The sequence below is a fragment of the Bradyrhizobium sp. 192 genome (assembly GCF_023100965.1).
GTDB lineage: Bacteria > Pseudomonadota > Alphaproteobacteria > Rhizobiales > Xanthobacteraceae > Bradyrhizobium > Bradyrhizobium symbiodeficiens.
On the sequence record NZ_CP064690.1, the window covers coordinates 4,876,748 to 4,899,353 of the forward strand.

Consider the following 22,606-nt stretch of genomic DNA (forward strand, 5'->3'; position numbering starts at 1 on the left):
GCTTTTGTCCCGGGCAGGCAGCATCACGCCCCCTCGCCGCCCTTCGAAGCCGCGGCGCAATAGTCGCGCCAGAACTGGCGATAGCCCTCCTCGACCCCGCGCGTGTAGATCTCGACATTGCCGGCGGGCGAACCTGCGATCAGAGCCGGCAATCCCGCGCGCAACTTCGCCAGCTGCTCGGGCCGCGAGGCAAATTTGCGAGCGATCTCGACATAACCATCGTCATCCTCGGCGACCCAGTCGCCGAGACCGACGGCGGTCACGATGGAGGCGCCGGCACGCGAGGAGGCGCCGTGGCCGAGCTTGGCGACGACGGGAACGCCCGCATAGAGGGATTCCCAGGTGCTGACGCCGCCATTCTGCGGAAATGGATCGAGCGAAATATCGACTTGCGCGAAGGCTCGCAGATGCTCTTTGCGCTCGGTCGAGCCCAGGCAGGTGATGTTCTCTTCGGCAATGCCTTGGGCCATGAACCGCGCGAGCAGACCATCGCGCAGCATGGGATCGTCAAGCTGCGTGTGCTTGATGATGATCTTCGATCCGGGCACCTCCCGCATCACCCTGGACCACACGCGGATGACCTCATCCGATATCTTGGAGATGCGATTAAAGACGCCAAACGTCACGTGGCCGTTGCGGAGCATGGGAAGCTCCGAAGCGCAAACATCCAGGATCGGATCGATCGTGATCAGGCACGGCAGATCGTAGACCTTTTCGGCCAGCAGATGACGGGCCGATTCCGGAATGAAGATCGGATCGGCGAGCACGTATTCCATGGTCTGAAGGCCGGTGCCCGTGGCATGTCCGAAGCCCGTGACCTGGATCGGGGCCGGCTTGCGGGCGAACACCGGGAGCCTGTTGCCGGTCGTATGCCCTGACACGTCGATCAGGATATCGACCTTGTCGGCCTCGATACGGTCGGCCAGTTCATCGTCCGAAAGCTGCCGGGCGTCGACCCAGACATCCGCCGACGATTTGAACTTTGCAGTCATTTCATCTCGGACCGGCGAGCAGGAATAGCAGACGATCTCGAACTTGGCGTGGTCATGGTGGCGCAGCACCGGTAACAGGCCGAACGCCGCCGAGTGGTACCAGAACTCGGCCGCGACATAGCCGACCACGATCCGCCTGTCGGGATCGAGCTGCCGGGGCGCGAGCTTTCTCCGTGGCAATCTGGCGCCGACCGCATCCCACCAGGATTTGCGTGCCGCCTGCTGGACCGCGAAATCGGCATCCGAGAGAAAGTCCAGAAAATAGATCTTCCGCGCGATCAGCTCCGGCTGGTCCGGCGCGATTGCGAGGGCGGCGTCGAGATGTTCGATCGCAGCCGCGATCTCGCCCTGGTTGGCGAAGCAGGAACTCAGCAGCGCCAACGCGATTGCCGAGCGCGGATTTTCCTCGAGCAACGCCGTGCAGGCCAGAATCGCCTGCGCCGTATTCCCCATGCTCAGCGCGACTTCTGCCTTTCCCCGCAGGGCCACTTCAAGCTTCGGTGACAGCGCAAGCGCTGCGTCAAAATCCGCTGCCGCCTGTTCCGGCCGCGACAGCGCAAGATTAAGCCGTCCACGGTGCGCGAGGACCTTCGCCGAACCTGGCCTGATCGCGAACGCCGCTGCGAGCGCGGCTTCCGCCTCGTCATAATGCTTGAGCTCGATCCCGACCACGCCCTTGCCGATAAGCGCTTCGGCGTGACGCGGCTGAAACAACAGAGCGCGCTCGAAACTCTGCTTGGCGCGGTCTAATCGGCCCAGCGCCAGCTCGGCCAGACCACGATTGCAGAGCGCATCGGCGTTGTCGGGCTTCAGAGCGATGGCGCGGTCATACAGTTCGATGGCTTGCTCCGGCAGGTTCATCTGGAGCAAGGCGTTGCCGAGGCCTGCCAAGGCCGGCGGAAAATTCGGCTTCAGTGCGATCGCTCTTTCCTGACACGCGCGGGCGGCCTCGAATTTCTGAAGCGACAGGTGGACAGCGGCGAGATTGTGATGCGCCTTGTGCGAACGCGGATCGATTGCGATCGCGCGCTCAAGCAGGTGTTGCGCCTCGACGAGACGCCCGCCTTGTTGCACGCTCAAACCGAGCAGATGCGTGGCGTCGAAATGATCCGGAACGGCCTGCACGATCTGGCGGCAGAGCGCCTCGCTCTCCGCATATCTGCCTTGGCCATAAGCGCTCGCCGCGGCGGAGATGATGGCATCGGCCTGCTTCTTCAACTTCTTCTGCAATCGCGCATTCTGGAATGCGCGCGCGCCGGCGCTGCTTTGCAAAGTGTTTCTCCGGGAGATGGCCCGGGGCGAGTCTAACTGATTCGCGCGGGCCAGCCGGTCGGCGGGACCGGAAATCCTTCCGGGCTATTCCGGGGCTCGCCGCAGGATCCGGCTCAGGAGCCGCTAGGTGCTGTCCCGCCTACCGCAGCGTCGTTGCTCTTCTCCGGGGCGCCAGCACAATAGTCGCGCCAGAACTGACGGTACCCCCCCTCGAGCTCGCGCGTGTAGATCTCGACATTGCCGGCGGGCGAGGCTGCGATCTGAGCCGGTAATCCCGCCCGCAACTTCGCCAGATACTCGGGCTGCAAGGCGAACTTGCGGGCGATCTCGACGTAGCCGTCGTCATCCTCGGCGACCCAGTCGCCGAGACCGACAGCGGCTACGATCGAGCCACCGGCACGCGAGGATGCTCCAATGCCGAGCTTGGCGACGACCGGAACGCCCTTGTAGAGGGATTCCCAAGTGCTGATGCCGCCGTTTTGTGGGAACGTGTCGAGGGAAATATCGATCTGATCAAAGGCCTTCAGATGGTCGTCGCGCGAGGTGGTGCCGAGACAGGTAATGTTCTCCTCCGCGATGCCCTGCGCGATGAAGCGTGCGACCAAGCTGTCGCGCAGCAAGGGATCATCGAGCAAACCATGCTTGAGGACGATCTTCGATCCCGGCACCTCCCGCATGATGCGCGACCACACACGAATGGCATCATCCGAGATCTTGTAGATGCGGTTGAACACGCCGAAGGTGACATAGCCGTTGCGGAGCATCGGCAGCTCGGAGGGCTGCTGATTGGTGACGGGCTCCATCGTGATCAGGCATGGCAGATCGTAGATCTTTTCCGGAAACAAATGCCGAGCCGATGGCGGAATGAAAATGGGATCCGCGAGCACATAGTCCATGGTCTGCATGCCCGTGCCCGTCGCGTGTCCGAAGCCCGTGGCCTGGATCGGGGCCGGCTTCCGCGCGAAACACTGCAGCCGGTTGCCGGTCGTGTGGCCGGACACGTCGATCAGGATGTCGACATTGTCCGCCTGAATGCGATCGGCGAGCTCGTCGTCCGACATCTGCCAGGCGTTCACCCAGACGTCCGCCAACTCCTTGAACTTGGCGGTGTACTCGTCCTCTCCCGGCCAGGAATAATAGCAGATGATCTCAAACTTGGTGTGATCATGGTTGCGCAGCACGGGTAGCAGGGTGAGTCCCGCCGAGTGCTGCCTGAATTCAGCGGCGACATAGCCGACCACGATCCGTTTGTCGGGATCGAGCGGCCGCTTGGGCAACGTCCTTTGCGGAATCTTCGAACCGATCGCATCCCACCAGGACTTTCGCACCGCCTGCTGGACCGCGAAATCGGCGTCTGCGAGGTAGTCCAGCAAGAAAATCTTGCCCCTGATCGCATCTCCGTAATCCGGTCGGAGCGCAAGCGCGCGATCGAGATATTGGATCGCGGAGTCCATGTCTCCCTGGTTCGAATAAGCGAATCCCATCAACGCCAACCCCATCTCGGAGCGCGGATTTCGCTCGATCAAGGTCGTCGCGGCCCCCATCGCCTGCGCGGTCCTTCCCATGACGAGGCAGACCTGGGCCTTGCCCCGAAGGGCCAGTTCGAGCTTGGGCGAAATCGCAAGCGCCGCATCAAAATCCGCAAGCGCGGGCTCCAGGCGCTGCAGCTCGTAACTGAGCCGCCCGCGCTGGGCCAGGATCCTCGGCGCGCCCGGCTTGATCGCGAGCGCCGTGGCGAACTTGGCTGCCGCCTCCTCGTGGTGCCGCAGCTCCATGCTGACCATGCCGCTGCCGACGATGGCCTCAGCGTGACGCGGCTGAAACAGCAGGGCGCGATCGAAACTCTCCTTGGCGCGCATGATCTGCCCGAGCACGATCTCGACCATGCCGCGATTGCAGAGGGCATCGGCATAATTCGGTTTGATCTTGATGGCGCGCTCGTGCATCTCGAGCGCCTTTTCGTAGAACCCCAGATGCATCAGCGTGTTGCCGAGATTGGTCAACGCCACCGCGAAATTCGGCTTCAGCGCGATCGCCCTCTCCTGGCACCGGCGCGCCTCCTCGTAATTGCCGAGGTCGAAATGCACGGTGGCGAGGTTGTTATGGGCATCGTGCAGGCGCGGATCGAGCGCGATCACGCGCTCCAGCAGCTGCTGTGCCTCCTCCAGGCGCCGGCCGTCATGGGCGCACATGCCGAGCAGGTGCAGGGCATCGACATGATCCGGAAGGGCTTTCAGGATCTCGCGGCACAGCGCCTCGGTCTCGGCATAGCGGCCTTGGCCATAGGCGTTCGCCGCAGCGGCGATGACGGCGTCGGCCTGCTTCAACAACTTCTTCTGCAATCGCGCATTCTGGAATGCGCGCGCGCCGCCGCCGCTGTTCTGCAAGGTGTCTCTCCGGAGGATGCCCTCAGACGAGTCTAACTGATTCTCAGCCCCGGCCGGCCGGTGACCCGACTTGCAGCGACTCCGGGATTTCCCGGGGGCGGCGCAAGGTCGGCTACCCGACCTCGCCGCGTTCCGAGGCGCCGGCACAGTAGTCATGCCAGAACCGGCGATAGGCCGCTTCGACCTCACGCGTGTAAAGTTCGACGTTGCCGGCGGGCGAGGCTGCGATCCGAGCCGGCAGATCCGCCCGCAATTTGGCCAGGCGAGCGGGCTGCGTCGCATATTTGCACGCGATCGCGGCGTAGCCGTCATCATCTTCGGCGACCCAGTCGTCGAGGCCGACGGCCGCCACGATCGAGCCGCCAGCACGCGCCGAAGAGCCGTTGCCGAGCTTGGCGACGACCGGAACGCCCGCATAGAGGGATTCCCAGGTGCTGATGCCGCCATTTTGCGGAAAGGTGTCGAGCGAGATGTCGACTTGCGCAAAGGCCAACAGATGCTCGTGGCGCGTGGTCGAGCCAAGGCAGGTGATATTGTCCTCGGCAATGCCCTGGGCCACGAAGCGTGCGACCAGGCCGTCGCGCAGCAAGGGATCGTCGAGCAGCCCGTGCTTGATGATGATCTTCGATCCCGGCACCTCCCGCATGAGGCGCGACCACACACGGATCGCGTCGTCCGATATTTTGTAGATGCGGTTGAACACGCCGAAGGTGACGTGGCCATTCCGGAGCATGGGAAGCTCCGAAGGCGGCACGTCCAGAATGGGATCGATCGTGATCAGGCATGGCAGATCATGGACCTTTTCGGCCAGCAAATGCCGCGTCGATTGCGGGATGAAGACTGAATCGGCGAGCACGTAATCCATGGTCTGAAGGCCCGTGCCCGTGGCGTGTCCGAAACCCGTGACCTGGATCGGGGCCGGCTTGCAGGCAAATACCGGGAGCCTGTTGCCGGCCGTATGCCCGGACACGTCGATCAGGATGTCGATCCTGTCCGCCTGGATGCGATCGGCCAGTTCGTTGTCCGAAAGCTGCGCGGCGTCGACCCAGACGTCCGCGAGAAGCTTGAATCGCTCGGTGATCTCGTCCTGCAACGGCCAGCAGGAATAGCAGACGATCTGGAACCTGGTATGATCGTGATGGCGCAGCACCGGCAACAGCGCGAACGCTGCCGAGTGGTTCCTGAATTCCGAGGCGACATACCCGACGACGATCCGCCTGTCAGGATCGAACTCTCCGGGCGGCAGCGTCCGTTGCGGCAGTCTGGCGCCGACCGCATCCCACCAGGACTTTCGCGCCGCCTGCTGGACCGCGAAGTCGGCCTCGGGCCAATAATCCAGGATGAATATCTTGCGTGCGATGGCATCCGCATAGTCAGGCGTGATCTCGAGTGCCGCGTCGAGGTGCTCGAGCGCGGTGGCGACGTCTCCCTGGTTCGCATAGCAGGCGCCGAGCAGCACGATGGCGTAATCCGACCGCGGATTGTCTTCGAGCAGGGTCTTGACGGCCGCGATCGCCTGCGTCGTGTTCCCCAGCAGAAGGTTGACCTGCGCCTTGCCACGCAGCGCAAGCTCGAGCCGTGGCGATTGGGCCAGCGCCGCATCGAAGTCCGCCGCCGCCTGTTCCAGCCGGTGCAGATCGAAATTGAGCCGTCCGCGCTGCGCCAAAATCCGCGGTGAACCCGGCTTGATTGCGAGACCAGCTGCGAGGGCGGCTTCCGCCTCCTGGTAGTGCCGGAGCGCGATGCACACCATGCCCTTGCCGGCGATCGCTTCCGCATGACGCGGTTGAAACGAGAGGGCGCGATCGAAACTGTCCTTGGCGCGCTCGGACCGGCCAATCATCAGCTCCGCCATGCCACGGTTGCAGAAGGCATCGGCATAGTCTGGCCGCAGCCTGATAGCGCGTTCGTGCAGTCCGATCGCCTGCTCGCCGAGGCCAATGTTCAGGAGCGTATTGCCGAGATTGGTCAAGGTGATCGGACAATTCGGCTTCAACGCAAGGGCCTTTTCCTGGCATGCACGCGCGTCCTGGAATTTCTGAAGGTCGAAATACACGGCGCCGAGATTGCCATGGGCATCGGGCGAGCGCGGATCGAGGGCAATCGCGCGCTCGAACAGCTGTTGCGCCTCCTCAAGCCGCCCGCCCTCATAGGCGCGCAGGCCGAGCAAATGCGTGGCGTGGAAATGATCCGGAACCTCCTCCACGATCCCGCGACAGAGCGTCTCGGACTCCGCAAATCTGCCCTGCCGGAGAGCCTCGATCGCGAGGGACATGACGGCGTCCGCCTGCTTCCTCAACTTCTTCTGCAATCGCGCATTCTGGTATGCGCGCGCGCCGACACTGCTCTGCAAGGTCTCTCTCCGGAGGATGGTCCGAAGGGAGGCAAAGCTGATTCGCTGGTGCCAGGCTGGCGGGTCAGTCAGCCGGCGCGGCCTAGGGGATGGCAGCTGCTCAGCGCAGGATCTGGCTCAGGAACAGCTTCGTGCGGGCGTGCTGGGGCGCCGCAAAGAACTCGTTCGGCGTGTTGGCCTCGATGATCTGGCCGGCGTCCATGAAGACCACGCGGTTGGCGACCTCGCGGGCAAAGCCCATTTCATGGGTGACGACCAGCATGGTCATGCCTTCCTCGGCAAGGTCCACCATGGTGTCCAGCACCTCCTTGACCATCTCGGGATCGAGCGCCGAGGTCGGCTCGTCGAACAGCATGACCTTCGGGTTCATGGTCAGTGCCCGCGCGATCGCGACGCGCTGCTGCTGGCCGCCGGACATCTGCCCCGGGAACTTGCTGGCCTGATGCGGGATCTTGACCCGCTCCAGGAACTTCATCGCGTTGATCTCGGCGTCCTTCTTCGGGATGTTCCGCACCCAGATCGGCGCCAGCGTGCAGTTCTCCAGCACGGTCAGATGCGGGAACAGGTTGAAGCTCTGGAACACCATGCCGACCTCGCGACGTACCGCGTCGACGTGCTTGAGGTTTGGCCCGAGCGCGATGCCATCGACGACGATCTCACCCTCCTGGAACTCCTCCAGCGCGTTGATGCAGCGGATCAGGGTCGACTTGCCGGAGCCCGAGGGCCCGCAGATCACGATGCGCTCGCCCTTCTCGACCGCGAGGTCGATGTCACGCAGCACGTGAAAATCGCCGTACCATTTGTTGAGGCCGGAAATCTTGACGATGGGGTCGGACATGGTGACCTCGATCAGTTGCGACGGTGGGCGTTGAGGCGATGCTCGACGAACAGCGAGTAGCGCGACATTCCAAAGCAGAAGATGAAATAGATGATACCGGCGAAAGCGAAGCCGGTGAATGCGGTCGACGGCGTCGACCATTTCGGGTCCGAGAACGAGGCCCTGAGCGATCCCAGCAGGTCGAACAGCGCCACGATCGAGACCAGCGACGTGTCCTTGAACAGCGAGATGAAACTGTTGACCAGATTCGGAATGACGTGCCGCAGCGCCTGCGGCAACACGATCAGCGAGGTCGTCTTCCACCAGGACAGGCCCAAGGCTGCGGCCGCCTCGCCCTGCCCGCGCGGGATCGCTGCGAGCCCGCCGCGGACGTTCTCGGCCTGGTAGGCGCCCGTGAACAACGCGATGCCGATCAGCGCGCGGACGAGGCCGTCGACCGTGAAGTTGCCGGGCAGGAACAGCGGCAGCATGTAGGTGGCGAAGAACAGCACGGTGATCAGCGGCACGCCGCGCCAGAACTCGATGAAGGCGATCGAGAAGATCCGGATCAGCGGAATCGTGGAGCGGCGGCCGAGCGCCAGCGCGATGCCGATCGGCAGCGAGGTGACGATGCCGGTGACGGAGACCACCAGCGTCACCAGCAGGCCGCCCCACAAATTCGTCGTCACGACGGGCAGTCCACCGCGATCGAGCCCCATCAGCTTGATCACGAGGGCGATGGCGACGAAGGTCGCGATGCTCGAGGCGAGCGCGCGCCAACCGGTGCGCAAGCCGCCGCCGAGGCCGAAGGCGATCAACGAGACGATGACGGTCGTCATGGCGAAATCGCCCCAGACCGGCTGGCCCGCCCCCTGGATCTGATCGCGCAGCCAGGTCAGCGGGAGGATCAGCCAGGAGATCGCCACGCCGACCAGCACGATGAAATTCCCGACCACCCAGAACAACGGCGCGACGGCGGATGTCTTGCTGACACCGAGCACGGCCTGCCCGGCACCGATGATGCTGTCGTCGAACAATTCCAGCACGCCGGCGGTCCAGCTGAGGCCGAAGCCCTTGATACCGCCACCGTGCAGCAGAAAGAACGCGACCACAGGAAATGCGAAGAAGAACAGGCCGGCGTTGAGCCCTTTCGCCGGCAGACGCGGTACGAGCAGCGGCACCAGTAGGGCCACCGCCAGGATGAAGGTGAGGTCGACCCGCCAGCGCTCGGCCTCGGGATAAAAGCCGTAGATCAGTTGCGGCAGCTTGGCCTGGATGTAGGGCCAGCAGGCGCCGACCGCAAAGCCGGCATTCTCCGTGAGGCATGCTGCGCGGTCCTTGCCGCTCCAGACCGCATCGACCATCAGGAACTTGACCGCGGGAATGATGGTGAACCACAACAGCAAGACGCCCACGATCGTGAGCAGGATGTTGGTCGGCGAGTTGAACAGGCGCGTGCGCATCAGCCCGACGAAGCCCGTGGTCTTCACCGGCGCCGGACGTTCGGTGAGCAGATCCTTCCGGACGAAGCTGGTCGAGGCGATATCGCTCATGCGCCCAGACTCCGGCTGACGCGCCAACCGTAGACGCTCATGATCGCGCTGGTGAGCAGCGAGATCAGGAGATAGATGCCCATGGTCATGGCGATGATCTCGATCGCCTGCCCGGTCTGGCTCAGCGACGTGCCGGCGAACACCGAGACGAGGTCGGGGTAGCCGATCGCGACCGCCAGCGACGAGTTCTTGGTGAGATTGAGGTACTGGTTGGTCAGCGGCGGCACGATGACGCGCATGGCCTGCGGCACGACGACCAGCCGGAGCGTGGCGCCGCGGCTGAGGCCGAGCGAGGCCCCCGCCTCCATCTGCCCCTTGTGGACGGACAGGATTCCGGCGCGCACGATCTCGGCGATGAAGGCAGCGGTATAGGTCGACAGCGCCAGCGTCAGCGCCACGAATTCCGGGATGATCCGCGAGCCGCCGGCGAAGTTGAAGCCCTTGAGCTGCGGCAGCTCGAAGGTGAACGGCAAGCCGAACACCAGCATGGTGGCGAGCGGGAGTCCGACCAGCAGACCCAGCACAGTGGGCCAGATCCGGATCATTCGCCCTTCCTGAAACAGCGCGCGCCGCGCATGGAAGCGCAGGGCGAGTGACGCGACGACGCCGAGCGCCAGCATCGCCAGGAATGGCTCCAGGCCGCTCCCGCCGATCGGGCTTGGAATGACGAGGCCGCGATTGCTGATGAAGGCGATGCCGAGCAGCGAGATGCTCTGGCGCGGATTGGGCAAGGCCGCGAGAACCGCGAGGTACCAGAACAGGATCTGGAACAGCACCGGCAGGTTACGGATGATCTCGACGTAGATCTCGCCGACGCGCGACAACAGCCAATTGGGCGAGAGCCGGCACAACGCGACGACGAAGCCGATCAGTGTGGCGAAGACGATGCCCACCACGGAGACCACGAGCGTGTTCAGGAGCCCGACCACGAAGACGCGCAGGAACGTGTCCGAGCCGCTATAGGAAATCAGGGTCTGGTTGACGTCGAAGCCGGCATTGTTCCTGAGGAAGCCGAAGCCGGCGGCAATATGCTGGTTCTCCAGATTGGCGCGGGCATTGGAGACGATCTCATAGCCGATCCAGCCCAGAATCCCCGCGAAGGCAAACTGGACGGCAACGCCGTTCCAGCCTGCCTTTCCGCCCAGAATGCGCCTGATCTTCAGGGCGATCTGGGGCGGCGGATTTCGGGCCTCGGTGCTCATGCCGCTGCCAGCGGGTCAGAGGCGATCAGCGGATCGGCGGCGCGTACTGAAGACCGCCCTTGTTCCACAGATTGTTGAGACCGCGATTGATGGCGAGCGGCGAGCCCGCGCCGACATTGCGATCGAACACTTCGCCGTAATTGCCGACCGCCTTCACGATCCGCACCACCCAGTCCTTGGTCAGGCCGAGCTGTTCGCCGAAATTGCCGTCGGTGCCGAGGACGCGCTTCAACTCCGGATTTTCCAGCTTCGCTTTCTCATCGACGTTCTTCGAGGTCACGCCAAGCTCTTCGGCGGTGACCATCGCGAACAGCGTCCACTTCACGATGTCGAACCATTGGTCGTCGCCATGACGCACCATGGGGCCGAGCGGCTCCTTCGAGATGATCTCGGGAAGCACCATGTGGTCGTTGGGATTGGCAAGTTTGAGACGGTTGGCGTACAGGCCCGACTGGTCGGTGGTGAAGACGTCGCAGCGTCCGGCCTCGTAGGCCTTGACCGTTTCGTCGTTGGTGCCGAACGCGATCACCTCATACTTCATGTTGTTGGCCTTGAAGTAGTCGGCCAGATTCTGCTCGGTGGTGGTGCCGGTCTGCACGCAGACCGAGGCGCTGTTGAGCTCGAGCGCCGAATTCACCTTGAGCGACTTCTTCACCATGAAGCCCTGCCCGTCATAATAGGTCACACCGGTGAAGTTGGCGCCCAGCGAGGTATCGCGCGAGATGGTCCAGGTGGTGTTGCGCGAGAGCACGTCGATCTCGCCGGATTGCAGCGCGGTGAAGCGGTCCTTGGCGGACAGCGGCACATACTTGACCTTGGTCGGATCGTTGAAGATCGCTCCGGCGATCGCGCGGCAAACGTCGACGTCGAGGCCGGTCCAGTTGCCCTTGTCGTCGGGCGAGGAGAAGCCCGGCAAGCCCTGGCTGACGCCGCAGGACAGCATGCCCCGGTCCTTGATGGTCTTGAGCGTTTGCGCATCGGCGGCTTGGGCGCCGAGGCCGGCGGCGAGAGCAAGGGTGAGAGCCAGGGTTACGCGTTTCATGGGCTTTGGGCCTTTCAAAGTCGTCTCAAGGATCGTTGTCTCAGGATCATCGCTGCCAGGGCCAGGCGTATCAAGGCCAGCCCTGCAAGAGTCATGCTGGAAAACCTTGCCGAACACTCGCCGATCCCGGGAGGCCATACCTTAATCCCCGCCGCAGCGCCCGCCGATATGGCTGTGGCGCAAGGTCCGGTCAGACGGTGGACGAAGGTCGCGGCAGGCCCCTCAACATGCGGCGACTGAATAGCACCTGCGCATCACAGAACGACTGGCGTGCCGGGTCAAGGGGTTGACGGGAGTCTTCTGTGTTCTGTTATTAACGACAGCGGCCACCGGCCGGCCTCCAGGGCGCCTCTCGCGTCCGGCGGAAACGCGGTTTTGAAAGCAGACGCATGGATTCCTCGCACCCCTCCCAGCAGCATGCCGAGACCCGGCTGGTCACCTCCGGCCGCGACACCAAGGCGCAGAAGGGGTTCGTCAATCCGCCGGTCTTTCACGGCTCGACCGTGCTCTACCCGACCGCCGAGGATCTGCACGCCCATCGCGGCGAGTTTACCTATGGCCGCCACGGTTCCCCCACCACCAAGGCATTCCAGGAAACGCTGATGGCGCTGGAGGGACCGCAATGCGCCGGCGTCGGCATCGTCCCGTCGGGGCTCTCGGCGATCTCCACCACCCTGCTCTCGGTGTTGAAGGCTGGCGACCATATCCTGGTCATCGACAACGTCTACCGGCCCTCGCGCAATTTCTGCAACGGTATGCTCGCCCGCTTTGGCGTCGAGACCACCTATTTCGATCCGTTGATCGGCACCGGTATCGACAAGCTGTTCAAGCCGAACACCCGCGCCGTGCTGGTGGAGGCCCCGGGCTCGCAGTCGTTCGAGATGCCGGACATTCGCGCCATCGCCGAGGTTACGCATGGGCGCGGCGCGCTCGTCATCGACGACAACACCTGGGCGACGCCGCTCTATCACCGCTCGCTCGAACAGGGCGTCGACATCAGCATGCAGGCCGCGACCAAATATATCGGCGGCCATTCCGACATCATGTTCGGCACGATCTCGGCCAACGCCAAGGCCTGGCCGCAGATTGCGGAAGGCATCCGTCTGCTCGGCGTCTGCGCCGGTCCCGACGATGTCTTCCTCGCGCTGCGCGGCCTGCGCACGCTGTCGGTGCGGCTGGCGCAGCATCACCGCTCCGGGCTCGACATGGCGCGATGGCTCGCTGCTAGACCCGAGGTCGCGCGCGTGCTGCACCCGGGGCTCGAGACCGATCCCGGCCACGCGATCTGGAAGCGCGACTTCACTGGCGCCTCCGGCCTGTTCAGCATCGTGCTGAAGCCAGCGCCACAGAAGGCCGTCGACACCATGCTCAACACGCTCAAGCTGTTCGGCATGGGTTTTTCATGGGGCGGATTCGAGAGCCTCGCGATTCCCTTCGATTGCGACGCCTATCGCACCGCGACCAAGTGGTCGCCCGGCGGCCCGACGCTGCGTCTGCACATCGGGCTCGAGTGCGTCGATGATCTCAAGGCCGATCTCGATCGCGGCTTCGCTGCCTTCAAGGCGGCAATGTGAGCTAGCTCACAAGGCACAACGCCTGCGGACGCGCCAACGCGCGCCACGGGAACGTGCAGCTGGCGCAAACGTTAACGCTGATGCGCCAACAAAAGGTTTGAACCTCAAGCATTTGGCGCTAGCCTCACCAATCGACTCCAATCCGGACACGGAGCATGGGAACGTTGGTTCTGCTCGATCTGATGGGCGGCGTTGCGCTGTTGCTGTGGGGCCTGCACATGGTCCACAGCGGGATCCTGCGCGCCTTCGGTCCTGACCTCAGGCGTCTGCTCGGCAAGGCGCTGAGCAACCGCCTCAGTGCTTTCGCTGCCGGACTCGGCCTCACCGCACTGCTCCAGAGCAGCACGGCGACTGCCCTGATCACCTCCTCGTTCGCCGCCGAGGGGCTCGTCAGTCTCGCCGCCGCGCTCGCCATCATGCTCGGGGCCAATGTCGGCACGACACTGATCGTGCAGGTGCTGTCGTTCAACATCGCAGCCGTTGCGCCGGTGCTGTTCGTGCTCGGCCTCGTCGCCTTCCGCTCCGGCCCGCGATCGCGGATCAAGGACATCGGCCGCGTCTGCATCGGCCTCGGCCTGATGCTGCTCTCGCTGCACATCCTGCTCGACACGCTTGCGCCGGCGGAGAACGCACCGGGCGTCCGGATCATGATGTCGGCCATCACGGGCGATCCCATACTGTGCATCGTCATTGCCGCCCTCGTCACATGGGCCGTGCATTCGAGCGTCGCCAGCGTGCTGCTGATCATGTCGCTGGCCTATTCGCAATTCATTACGCCTGAGGCGGCGCTGGCGCTGGTGCTCGGTGCCAATCTCGGCAGCGCCATCAATCCCGTGTTCGAGGGTGCCAAGCGTGACGATCCCGCGAGCTATCGCTTGCCGGTCGGCAATCTCGTCAACCGCGTTGTCGGCATCGCCCTCGTCCTGCCCTTCCTCGGCACGATCGCCGAGCACATGCATGCCTGGCAGCCCGATCTCGCCAGGATGACGGCGGCGTTCCACATCGCCTTCAACGTCGGCACCGCCGTGATCTTCATCGGCCTGCTCGACACCATGTCGCGCCTGCTGACCCGCCTCTTGCCGGATCGCGTGCAGGAGGCCGACCCGGCCCGCCCGCGCTATCTCGACGAGACCGCGCTGGAGACGCCGTCCCTGGCGCTCGCCGACGCCTCTCGCGAGACGTTGCGGATGGGCGATCTCGTCGAAGTCATGCTGCGCAAGGTGATGGCGGCGATGATGACGGGCGACCGGGCGCTGGTCGACCAGGTCACCAAGATGGACAATCTCGTCGACGGTCTCGACGAGGCTATCAAGCTCTACGTGACCAAGCTGATGCGGGGCAGCCTCGACGAGAGCGAAGGACGGCGCGCAATGGAGATCATCTCCTTCGCCATCAACCTCGAGCATATCGGCGACATCATCGACAAGAGCCTGAGCGAACTCGCCACCAAGAAGATCAAGCGGCGTTTCCAGTTCTCGGCGGAAGGGGCGGACGAGCTCGCTGCCTTCCACAAGCGCACGATGGACTCACTGCGGATCGCCTTCGGCGTCTTCATGTCGGGTGACGCCAACGAGGCGCGCAAGCTGCTGGTGGAGAAAACCGCGCTGCGCAACACCGAGCTCGCCGCGGTCGAGCGGCATCTCGACCGCCTGCGCGAGGGCCGTCCCGAAACCATCGAAACGACCTCGCTGCATCTGGACGTGCTGCGCGACCTCCGGCGCATCCACTCGCACATCTGCTCGGTCGCCTATCCCGTGCTGGATGCGGCCGGCGAGCCTTATCGCCGGACCCAGGCGGAGACAGCTGCCCTGCCCGCCTCAGGCGCTGCGTCGGCAGTGCCGCGCTAGGCGGCCGGGCGCCGACTGAAGTCATGCCCGACGATCAGGCTGGTTGGGCGCGTGGGCGCACCTGCGTCATGGCGACGCCCGAGATCGCGAGCAACCCGCCGGCGATCAGCTTTGGGCTTATGCGTTCGTCGAGGAAGATGACGCTGGAAGTCAATGCGAACACCGGCAGCAGCAGACCGAAGGGCGCGACGCGCACCATCGAGCAACGGGCGATCAGCCAGAACCAAAGGCCAAACCCAACAATTCCGCCGATGAAGATTGTGTAGGCGAGCGCCAGCCAGCCACGTTCGTCTGCCGTGACAAGGCTCGCCATTTGTCCGGATTCGAGCAGCAACGACATCAGCATGACCTGCGGCACCGTGAGCAGCGACGACCAGCCCATCAACATCAGGGGATCAAAAGGGCCATAGCGCTTCGTCAAGACGTTGGACACCGCAAATGCGAAAGCTGCCCCGACAACAAGCAGCAGCGGAAGCGCGTTTTCCGACACGCCAGGCCCCGCTGCCAGCACGACCACACCGATGAAGGCAAGTAGCACGCTGGCGGACGTAGTTAGAGACGGCCTCTCCGCGAGCAGCGGCCAGGCCAACAAGACGGTGAAAGGTGCGGCGAGTTGATATGCGACGGCTGACATGCTTCCCGAGCCGAGCCCGAGACCAACGTAGAACAGGCCGAAGTTCAATCCACCAAGGAAAAGCGAAATGGCTGCGACAGGTCCGAGCTGCCCGCGCCTCGGCCTTTCGACGAACGGAACGAGCAGCAGCGCGATTGCCAGGAAGCGCAGTGCGAGGAAGAAGAGAGGCGGAAACTCCCCCACGCCCACTTTGATGACCACGAATTGATAACCCCAGAGCAAAGGAACGACCACCGCGCAGACAATCTGCAGGGCGGACATGGCATCGTCACCTTCAAGACCATTCGGTCCAGATATAGGCCTGCGCACGGGGGAAACCTCCATGGTTGTCTACCTGATGAAGCGGTCGAGAAGAGCGTCGACGGTGGCTTGCGAAATGGTCCGTGTCGGCGCCGTCTTACCGACCACCCGCAGGCCCTCGACGAAACAGACGAGAATTCGCGCGGCACTCGAAGGCTCGACACCATCGGCCAGTCGGCCCGCTGCCTTCGCACGGGAAAATGCACCAGCCACCCGAGTCTCCATGGCTTTGAAAAAGCTCTCGATGCGACGATCAACCTCGACGTCACGGCCAGCCAGTTCCATGGCTGTGGCTACCAGCAGGCATCCGCGCCGGCCATTAGCGCCGCTGTTGCGGTCGACGTAGCCGGCAAGGTAGGCCCTTAGGCCCTCGACCGGCTCTCTGCGGTGGTCGAGTTCGGTATCCATCCGCGTCAAGGCAATGGCAATGTAGCGATCGAGCGCACGCAAGAACAGCGAGTGCTTGTCACCAAAAGCGGCGTAAAGGCTGCCACGCGAGAGTTTCGTCGCACGAAGCAGGTCCGGCAGCGCCGTGGCGTGATAGCCGAGCGACCAGAATACATTCATCGCGCGTTCGACAGCGGCTTCCGTGTCGAAACTCCGGGGGCGGCCACGGGGCAGCTGTACTGGGGCGGGGCGACGCATGGCGATATATGAACCAATCGGTCGTGAAATAGCAAGAGTTGATTAGGCCACATATCCCACAGTTTTAGGAGAAGTCCCGGAGGCTGGTTCGGGTTTAGCGCTCCAGCGTCTTCGACGCCTTGCTGCGGTTCTTGATGATCAGCATGATGTTGCGGATATAGATCACCGTCGCGAGCGATTGTCCGAGGATGATGACTGGCTCGCGCTTCACGACGCCGTAGACCAGCGTCATCAGCCCGCCGCCCATCGAGCAGAACCAGAACGCCATCGGCACCACGCTGTTGCCGGCGCGCTCGCTCGCGATCCACTGCACCAGGAAGCGCGCGGTGAAGAACAGCTGCGCGACGAGGCCGAACGCCAGCCAGAAATCGAACTTGGCGACGAAGACGTCGTAGAGATAGTTGCTCAGCGCCTGACCGTATTGGATGATCATGCGTTCACCTCAGTCACTTCCGGTGTCGGCTTCTTGCGGCGGATCAGCCACCATACCCCAGCGAGGTCCATGATGCCGATCCACAGCCGGTCGAAGAAGCCGTAGTTCGACACGCCGGAATGGCGCGGCCGGTCGATCACGTCGACATAGGCGATGTCGTAGCCTTCGCGCCGGACCAGCGCCGGCAGGAAGCGATGCAGCCCGTCGAAATAGGGCATTATCAGGAAGACCTCGCGGCGGAATGCCTTCAGCCCGCAGCCGGTATCCCGCGTGCCGTCCTTCAGGATGGAGTTGCGGACGCCGTTGGCGACGCGCGACTGGAATTTCTTGAAGCCGGTATCCTTGCGCCCGACGCGCTGCCCCGCGGCGAGACCGACGCGCCCTGCCCCCTTCTCGACCGCCGAAATCAGGTCGGGCAGGAAGGCCGGATTGTTCTGGCCGTCGCCATCGAGCGTCGCCACGATCGCGCCGCGCGCCGCGCGCACGCCGCTGCGCACCGCCGCGGATTGACCGCCTGATCTGGCATGGCGAAGCTGACGCAGATTGTCTCGCTGCGCCATGATTGCTGCGAGGCGTTCGCCGGTCGCATCGGTCGAGCCGTCGTTGATGTAGATGATCTCATAGGCCCAGCGGCCATCGAGCGCCGCGCCGATCTCCGCGATCAGCGGCGCGATGTTGTCGGCTTCGTTGCGCACGGGAACGACGATGGAAACCGAAGGCTGGGGCGTCGACAATTCAGAGCTCGTGGTTGGCATTGGCCAGCGACATGGAACCGAGGGCTCCCGCAGGCAGCCGCTTTTATGGGGCGGATGCCCCGTGGGCAACCCTTTTGAGGCGGGTCGAGACCGGCCCCGCAAGCGGCACGATGGTGCCGTCGGCGCGGATGGCAAAGCCCAGCCGCCGGGCCGCGAACCAGTAGCGGACCGCCATGGCGCCGACCATGCCGACCAGCGCGCCGGCCACGACGTCGCTCGGGTGGTGCGCCAGCAGCACCAGCCTGGTCAGCAGGATCACGATTGCGTAAGTGAACATGAACACGCGCAGCCGCGGCCAGAGTGCGGAGACCGCAAATGCCAGGGCGAACGCCGCGATCGCATGCCCCGACGGCAGGCTGGCATGAGCCCCCGTTCCCTCGAACGGAACGAAGTTGAAGGGGTTGGCTGTTCCACCGACGAATGGTCGCCCCCGGCCGATGACGTATTTCAGGACCTCGCCAACGAGCGCCGACAGAGCCACCGACAGAAACAGGTACTGCAAGCGGGTGCCGAGTCCGAGCAGCAGCGTACGGCGCGTATCGCGAAGCCCAGCCGCAAAAAGCGCCACGATCACCAATGCCGCCCCCAGCGCCGACAGCACATACTCGTCCTTGCCGAAATCGGTGAGGATGCGGATCGGCCACAGGCTCGGCGTGCCGCGCGCCGGCATCAACTGGATCTCGGACTGGTCGAACGCGACCATCAGCGCAATGACCAGTGCTGCGCCCGCCGCGCTGAGCCACAGCGAATGCCGCGCCAGTTTTCGCGCGGCCTCTGCGCGGCGTGAATGCGAGGGCGTGCGAACCAGCTGCGCCAGCGCGCGGCCCGACACGGTAAGCAACTGCGCGGGATAGCCCGAACGCAGATCGGGGCTGGTCAGGGACGGCATCCTATTCGGTGCCTTCCGAGCGGAAGATCGAGATCGAGATCGCGCGTCCCTGCGAGAAATTGTAGCCGTCGATGCGGGTACCGACCTTGTAGCGCAGCCCGATCGCCTCGGCACGCTGAACGAAGTTCCGCTCCGAACGCTGCTCGATCAGCGCGAAGCGGCAGCTGCCCTGCCGCAGGAAATCCGCCGCGCCCGAGCCGTCCGTGAGCACGGTCTGGGTACCCGTCAGGAACACCAGGCTCGGCTCGTGATAGCCGGCAGCAGCAGCCTTCGGTCCGACGCAGGTGACGTTGCGCAGCGCCCGCGCGATTTCGATGCTCGGAAACAGCGGCGTCAGCGACGGCAGCACGATGCCGTACACCACAACCGCCAGCATCAGGGCCGCGACCAGCGCATTGAGCAGCGAGCGCTCGGCGCGGTTGTTGTCGTAGAGCCACCAGGCGAACAGGCCGAAGATCAGCGCCGCCGCGATGAACGGCCAGGCCACGAAAGCCGGATGCCGCGTCAGCATCACCGCACCCACCACCGCGGTGATCGAGGCGGCCGCGGGGATCGCGAACCACCAGGCCGAACCGCGCATCAGCCAGGAGCGCGACAGCACGCGTCGCTCCACGGCGCCGGCGGTGAGGATGGCGATCGCCGGATAGAGCGGCAGCACGTAATGCGGCAGCTTGGTCAGGACCGCCTCGAACACGATCCAGGACGGGATCAGCCAGGCCAGCAGAAACTGCGCGCCCGGCTCGCGTCTGGCCCGCCACACCGCGGGCGCCGCCATCGCCGCGAGCGGCGCGCCCGGCCAGAACGTGATCCAGAACAGCGCGAGGTACAATCCGGGCGGCGCGCCGTGGGATTCCTGGGCGCCGATCTTGCTCAGCATGTCGCCGCCGACGGAGTCCGCAAAGAAGGCATCGCCCGCGCGCCAGAAGATCGCGATGAACCAGGGCAGCACCAGCACCAGCATCCACATCAGGCCCCAGAGCGGACGCAGCTTCCACAGCCAGGAGGAATCGCGGTCCTGGATCGCGAGCGCGACGATGGTCAGGCCTGCAAACATCAGGATCAGCGGGCCCTTGATCAGGATGCCCACCGCAAGCGCTGTCCAGAAGATCGCGGGCCAACTCCAGGGCGGATGTGTCTCATCCTCAGCGCGCTGCCACGACAGATAGGCCCGCGCCATCGCGCCCATCGCGGCGACCACGCAGAACAGCAGCATCGCGTCGGTCTTGGCGAGACGCGCCTCGACGCCGAGCAGCACGGAGGCACACATCATCAGCGCCGCCAGCACCGCGGCACGTCGCGTGACGAAGCCGAGCGCGGCCCAATAGGTCATGAGCACGGCGCCGACAGCGCCGATCAGCGACGGAATCCGGTAGACCCAGATCCGCAATTCGGCCTTCGGCAACTTCAACGCCGAGGCGATCTCGACTGCCGCCGATTGCAGCCAGTAGATGCCGACCGGCTTCTTGTAGCGGACGTCTTCCTGGAAGCGGATGTCGACGTAATCGCCGCTCTCGACCATCTGCTTGGTGGCCTGGGCGAACCGCGCCTCGTCGCGATCGACCGGCGGGATCGTGAAGAAGCCCGGCAGGAACAACAGCAGTGCGCACACCAGCAGGAAGGCAACGGCGCGGGTATGGCTGGCCGTGACGACATCGAGCATGCTCACGAGCCGGCTGCCCGGATTCGCGGACGATTTCGGCTCGCGGGGCGCTCCAAAACGGGGGGTAGGATAGGTCTCGGCCATTGGTTCCGCTTACGCCGAAACCGCCATCGCCACAACCGCTTGAGGCGGGGTCATTGAATTCGAATGACGACTGTGTCCGCGGCGCCCGTGGCATCGATCACGGTGAGGCGCGCAAAGCCGGGACCGGGTGGATCGATCAGGCGTTGGCGGCGGCCGTCGATCTCGCCGAGCGCCGTACCGTTAACCATGACGGTCATGGGCAGCACCCCACCGGCGACCTTGACCGGCATCGCGGCGCTCTCCTGCCCCCCGGAGCGATCGACATCGATCCGCGAGCCGTTCAGCGGAAACTGGATGTGCAGCGCCTGCTCGCGGCCCGTTCGCACCAGCTCTCCCACCGGCCGGAACCGTTTCAGCGGCAACGGCAGCTTGGCATTGCTGGCAACCAGGGTTCCCCGTGGCGGCTTCGGCAAGGCGGCCAACGTCTTGCCGGTGCGGGCGAAGGCATCGAACAGGATCGGTGCCGCGGCGACGCGGCCGATCAGGCCCGGAACCGGCGCGCCGTCGGGACGGCCGACCCAGACGCCGATGGTCATGCGGCCGTCGAACCCGACCGACCAGGCGTCGCGATAGCCGTAGGAGGTGCCGGTCTTGAAGGCGATGCGGTTGTGTGCGGCATTCTCCGGTGGCGGCGTTCCCAGCAGAATGTTGCCGACCTGCCAGGCCGCGACCTGATCCAGCAGCCGAAGCGGCTCCCGGTCGTCCTTGTCAGCCATCACCTCGCGCAACGGCTTGGTGGTGCCGAGCCGGGCGAAGCCGGTGTAGAGCTGGGCGAGATCCTGCAGCGTCACGCCGACGCCGCCGAGCCCCATGGCGAGCCCCGGCGCTTCGTCCTTGGGCAGAACCACATTGCCGCCGGCCTGCCGCAGCCGCGAGGCCAGCCGGCTGGAGCCGACGCGATCGAGCAGCACGATTGCGGGCACGTTCAGCGAGAGTTGCAGCGCCTTCCTCACCGGCACCGTACCCTGGAAGGTCATGTCGAAATTCTCGGGCGCGTAGGAGCCGAAGCGGACCGGCCGGTCGTCGATCAGGCTCTCCGGATGAACGAAGCCGTCCTCGAAGGCGAGCCCGTAGATGAAGGGCTTGAGCGTTGAGCCCGGCGAGCGGATCGCACGGGTCATGTCGACCTGCCCTGCCCGGCTCTCGTCGAAATAATCGGCCGACCCGACACGCGCCAGCACGTCGCCGCTCTCATTGTCGACCACGATGATGCCGACCGAGATGTTGGGCCCCAGCGCAATTGCGCGATCACGGGCCAGCGGCTCCAGCACCTTCTGCAGGTTCGCATCCAGCGTCAGCTTGATGACCGCCGTGTCCTTGACCGTCGACAGCGCGGTGTCGGAGGCATGAGGCGCCAGGATCGGCATCGGCTTGCGCAGCTTCGGCACGGGCACGGCCTTGGCCTGCCTGGCGTCGTCCGCGCTGACCACATGCTCCTCGACCATGCGGTCGAGCACGCGGTCGCGCGCCTTGCGTGCGGCCTCGGGATGGCGGTCGAGGCGGCGCCTCTCCGGCGATTGCGGCAGCGCGACCAGCAGCGCGGCTTCGGCCAGCGACAACCGCTTCGGCTCCTTGCCGAGATAGCCGATCGAGGCGGCGCGGATGCCTTCGAGATTGCCGCCGTAGGGCGCCAGCGCAAGATAGAGATCGAGAATCTGGTCCTTGCTCATGCTGCGCTCGATCTCGATCGCACGAACCATCTGCCGCAGCTTGGCGTAGAGCGAGCGGTGCCGCCGCGGCTCCATCAGCCGCGCCAGCTGCATGCTGATGGTCGAACCGCCCGACACGATGTGGCCGCGTGTCGCGAGCTGCAGGACGGCACGCCCGAGCGCCAGCGGGTCGAGACCGTTATGCGCGTAGAAGCGCTGGTCCTCATAGGCGAACAGCAGTTTCAGATAGGTCGGATCGACGTTGGATTTGGCATCGACCGGCAACCGCCAGCGACCGTCCGGCATCGCATAGGCGCGCAGCAGCTTGCCGTTGCGGTCGACGATGGTGGTGGAGACGTGCCGGGCTTCGTCGAGCGGGAGAGGTCCGAGGGAGTAAACCCAGCCGACGAAGGTGCAAATGGCGATGATTAAGGTGAGAGCAGTTGCCGAGAGAAGGCGAAGAGCGATCCGCCCTCTGTGCCCGTCGCGGCCGGGCTTGTCCCGGCCATCCACGTTCT

General features: G+C 64.6%; 16 protein-coding genes. 2 read left to right on the plus strand and 14 right to left on the minus strand.

Features of this window, described 5'->3' with window-relative positions; genetic code table 11:
* Positions 1-23: 23 nt before the first annotated feature.
* From IVB24_RS22290 to IVB24_RS22320, 7 genes are all read right to left on the minus strand, one after another.
* A complete protein-coding gene (locus IVB24_RS22290) occupies positions 24-2,264 on the minus strand; it encodes a glycosyltransferase family 41 protein (RefSeq protein ID WP_247768740.1) in 2,241 nt (746 codons plus the stop codon).
* Positions 2,265-2,377: 113 nt separating this feature from the next.
* Positions 2,378-4,651 carry a glycosyltransferase family 41 protein gene (locus tag IVB24_RS22295; RefSeq protein WP_247768742.1) on the minus strand — a complete coding sequence of 758 codons (2,274 nt, stop codon included), beginning with the start codon at positions 4,649-4,651 and terminating at the stop codon, positions 2,378-2,380.
* 112 nt (positions 4,652-4,763) lie between these two features.
* The gene (locus IVB24_RS22300) at positions 4,764-7,004 is read right to left on the minus strand and encodes a tetratricopeptide repeat protein (RefSeq protein WP_247768744.1); all 2,241 of its coding nucleotides are present in this window, start codon (positions 7,002-7,004) and stop codon (positions 4,764-4,766) included.
* Between the two features lie 100 nt (positions 7,005-7,104).
* Positions 7,105-7,842, minus strand: coding sequence for an amino acid ABC transporter ATP-binding protein (locus IVB24_RS22305; protein ID WP_247768751.1), 738 nt, complete (start codon positions 7,840-7,842; stop codon positions 7,105-7,107).
* A gap of 11 nt (positions 7,843-7,853) precedes the next feature.
* Positions 7,854-9,374 carry an amino acid ABC transporter permease gene (locus IVB24_RS22310; RefSeq protein WP_247768757.1) on the minus strand — a complete coding sequence of 507 codons (1,521 nt, stop codon included), beginning with the start codon at positions 9,372-9,374 and terminating at the stop codon, positions 7,854-7,856.
* A complete protein-coding gene (locus tag IVB24_RS22315; protein ID WP_247768759.1) occupies positions 9,371-10,576 on the minus strand; it encodes an ABC transporter permease subunit in 1,206 nt (401 codons plus the stop codon). The genes IVB24_RS22310 and IVB24_RS22315 overlap by 4 nt, the downstream gene beginning before the upstream one ends.
* A gap of 25 nt (positions 10,577-10,601) precedes the next feature.
* Entirely contained in the window at positions 10,602-11,618 is a 1,017-nt protein-coding gene (locus tag IVB24_RS22320) for an amino acid ABC transporter substrate-binding protein (protein WP_247768761.1), read from the minus strand.
* 389 nt (positions 11,619-12,007) lie between these two features.
* Between IVB24_RS22320 and metC the strand changes: the two genes are divergently transcribed.
* Both metC and IVB24_RS22330 read left to right on the plus strand, forming a co-directional pair.
* Positions 12,008-13,192: a cystathionine beta-lyase gene (metC, locus tag IVB24_RS22325; RefSeq protein ID WP_247768810.1), complete on the plus strand. Its 1,185-nt coding sequence runs from the start codon at positions 12,008-12,010 to the stop codon at positions 13,190-13,192.
* A gap of 155 nt (positions 13,193-13,347) precedes the next feature.
* Positions 13,348-15,039, plus strand: coding sequence for a Na/Pi cotransporter family protein (locus tag IVB24_RS22330; protein WP_247768822.1), 1,692 nt, complete (start codon positions 13,348-13,350; stop codon positions 15,037-15,039).
* A gap of 34 nt (positions 15,040-15,073) precedes the next feature.
* Here IVB24_RS22330 and IVB24_RS22335 read toward each other — a convergent pair whose 3' ends face one another.
* The 7 genes from IVB24_RS22335 to pbpC all read right to left on the minus strand — a co-directional run bounded on the left by IVB24_RS22335 (position 15,074) and on the right by pbpC (position 22,601).
* The gene (locus tag IVB24_RS22335) at positions 15,074-15,934 is read right to left on the minus strand and encodes an EamA family transporter (RefSeq protein ID WP_247768824.1); all 861 of its coding nucleotides are present in this window, start codon (positions 15,932-15,934) and stop codon (positions 15,074-15,076) included.
* Between the two features lie 69 nt (positions 15,935-16,003).
* Entirely contained in the window at positions 16,004-16,540 is a 537-nt protein-coding gene (locus IVB24_RS22340) for a TetR/AcrR family transcriptional regulator (protein ID WP_247768831.1), read from the minus strand.
* 172 nt (positions 16,541-16,712) lie between these two features.
* Positions 16,713-17,051 (minus strand): lipid-A-disaccharide synthase N-terminal domain-containing protein, encoded by a 339-nt coding sequence (locus tag IVB24_RS22345; RefSeq protein ID WP_212278634.1) that lies wholly within the window; start codon positions 17,049-17,051, stop codon positions 16,713-16,715.
* The gene (locus IVB24_RS22350) at positions 17,048-17,806 is read right to left on the minus strand and encodes a glycosyltransferase family 2 protein (RefSeq protein ID WP_247768833.1); all 759 of its coding nucleotides are present in this window, start codon (positions 17,804-17,806) and stop codon (positions 17,048-17,050) included. The genes IVB24_RS22345 and IVB24_RS22350 overlap by 4 nt, the downstream gene beginning before the upstream one ends.
* A 43-nt stretch (positions 17,807-17,849) precedes the next feature.
* Positions 17,850-18,695 (minus strand): phosphatase PAP2 family protein, encoded by an 846-nt coding sequence (locus IVB24_RS22355; protein ID WP_247768841.1) that lies wholly within the window; start codon positions 18,693-18,695, stop codon positions 17,850-17,852.
* A 1-nt stretch (position 18,696) separates the two neighbouring features.
* Positions 18,697-20,439: a glycosyltransferase family 39 protein gene (locus IVB24_RS22360; protein ID WP_247768853.1), complete on the minus strand. Its 1,743-nt coding sequence runs from the start codon at positions 20,437-20,439 to the stop codon at positions 18,697-18,699.
* Between the two features lie 50 nt (positions 20,440-20,489).
* Complete coding sequence (pbpC, locus tag IVB24_RS22365) at positions 20,490-22,601, minus strand: penicillin-binding protein 1C (protein WP_247768861.1); 2,112 nt, start codon at positions 22,599-22,601, stop codon at positions 20,490-20,492.
* Between the last annotated feature and the right edge of the window lie 5 nt (positions 22,602-22,606).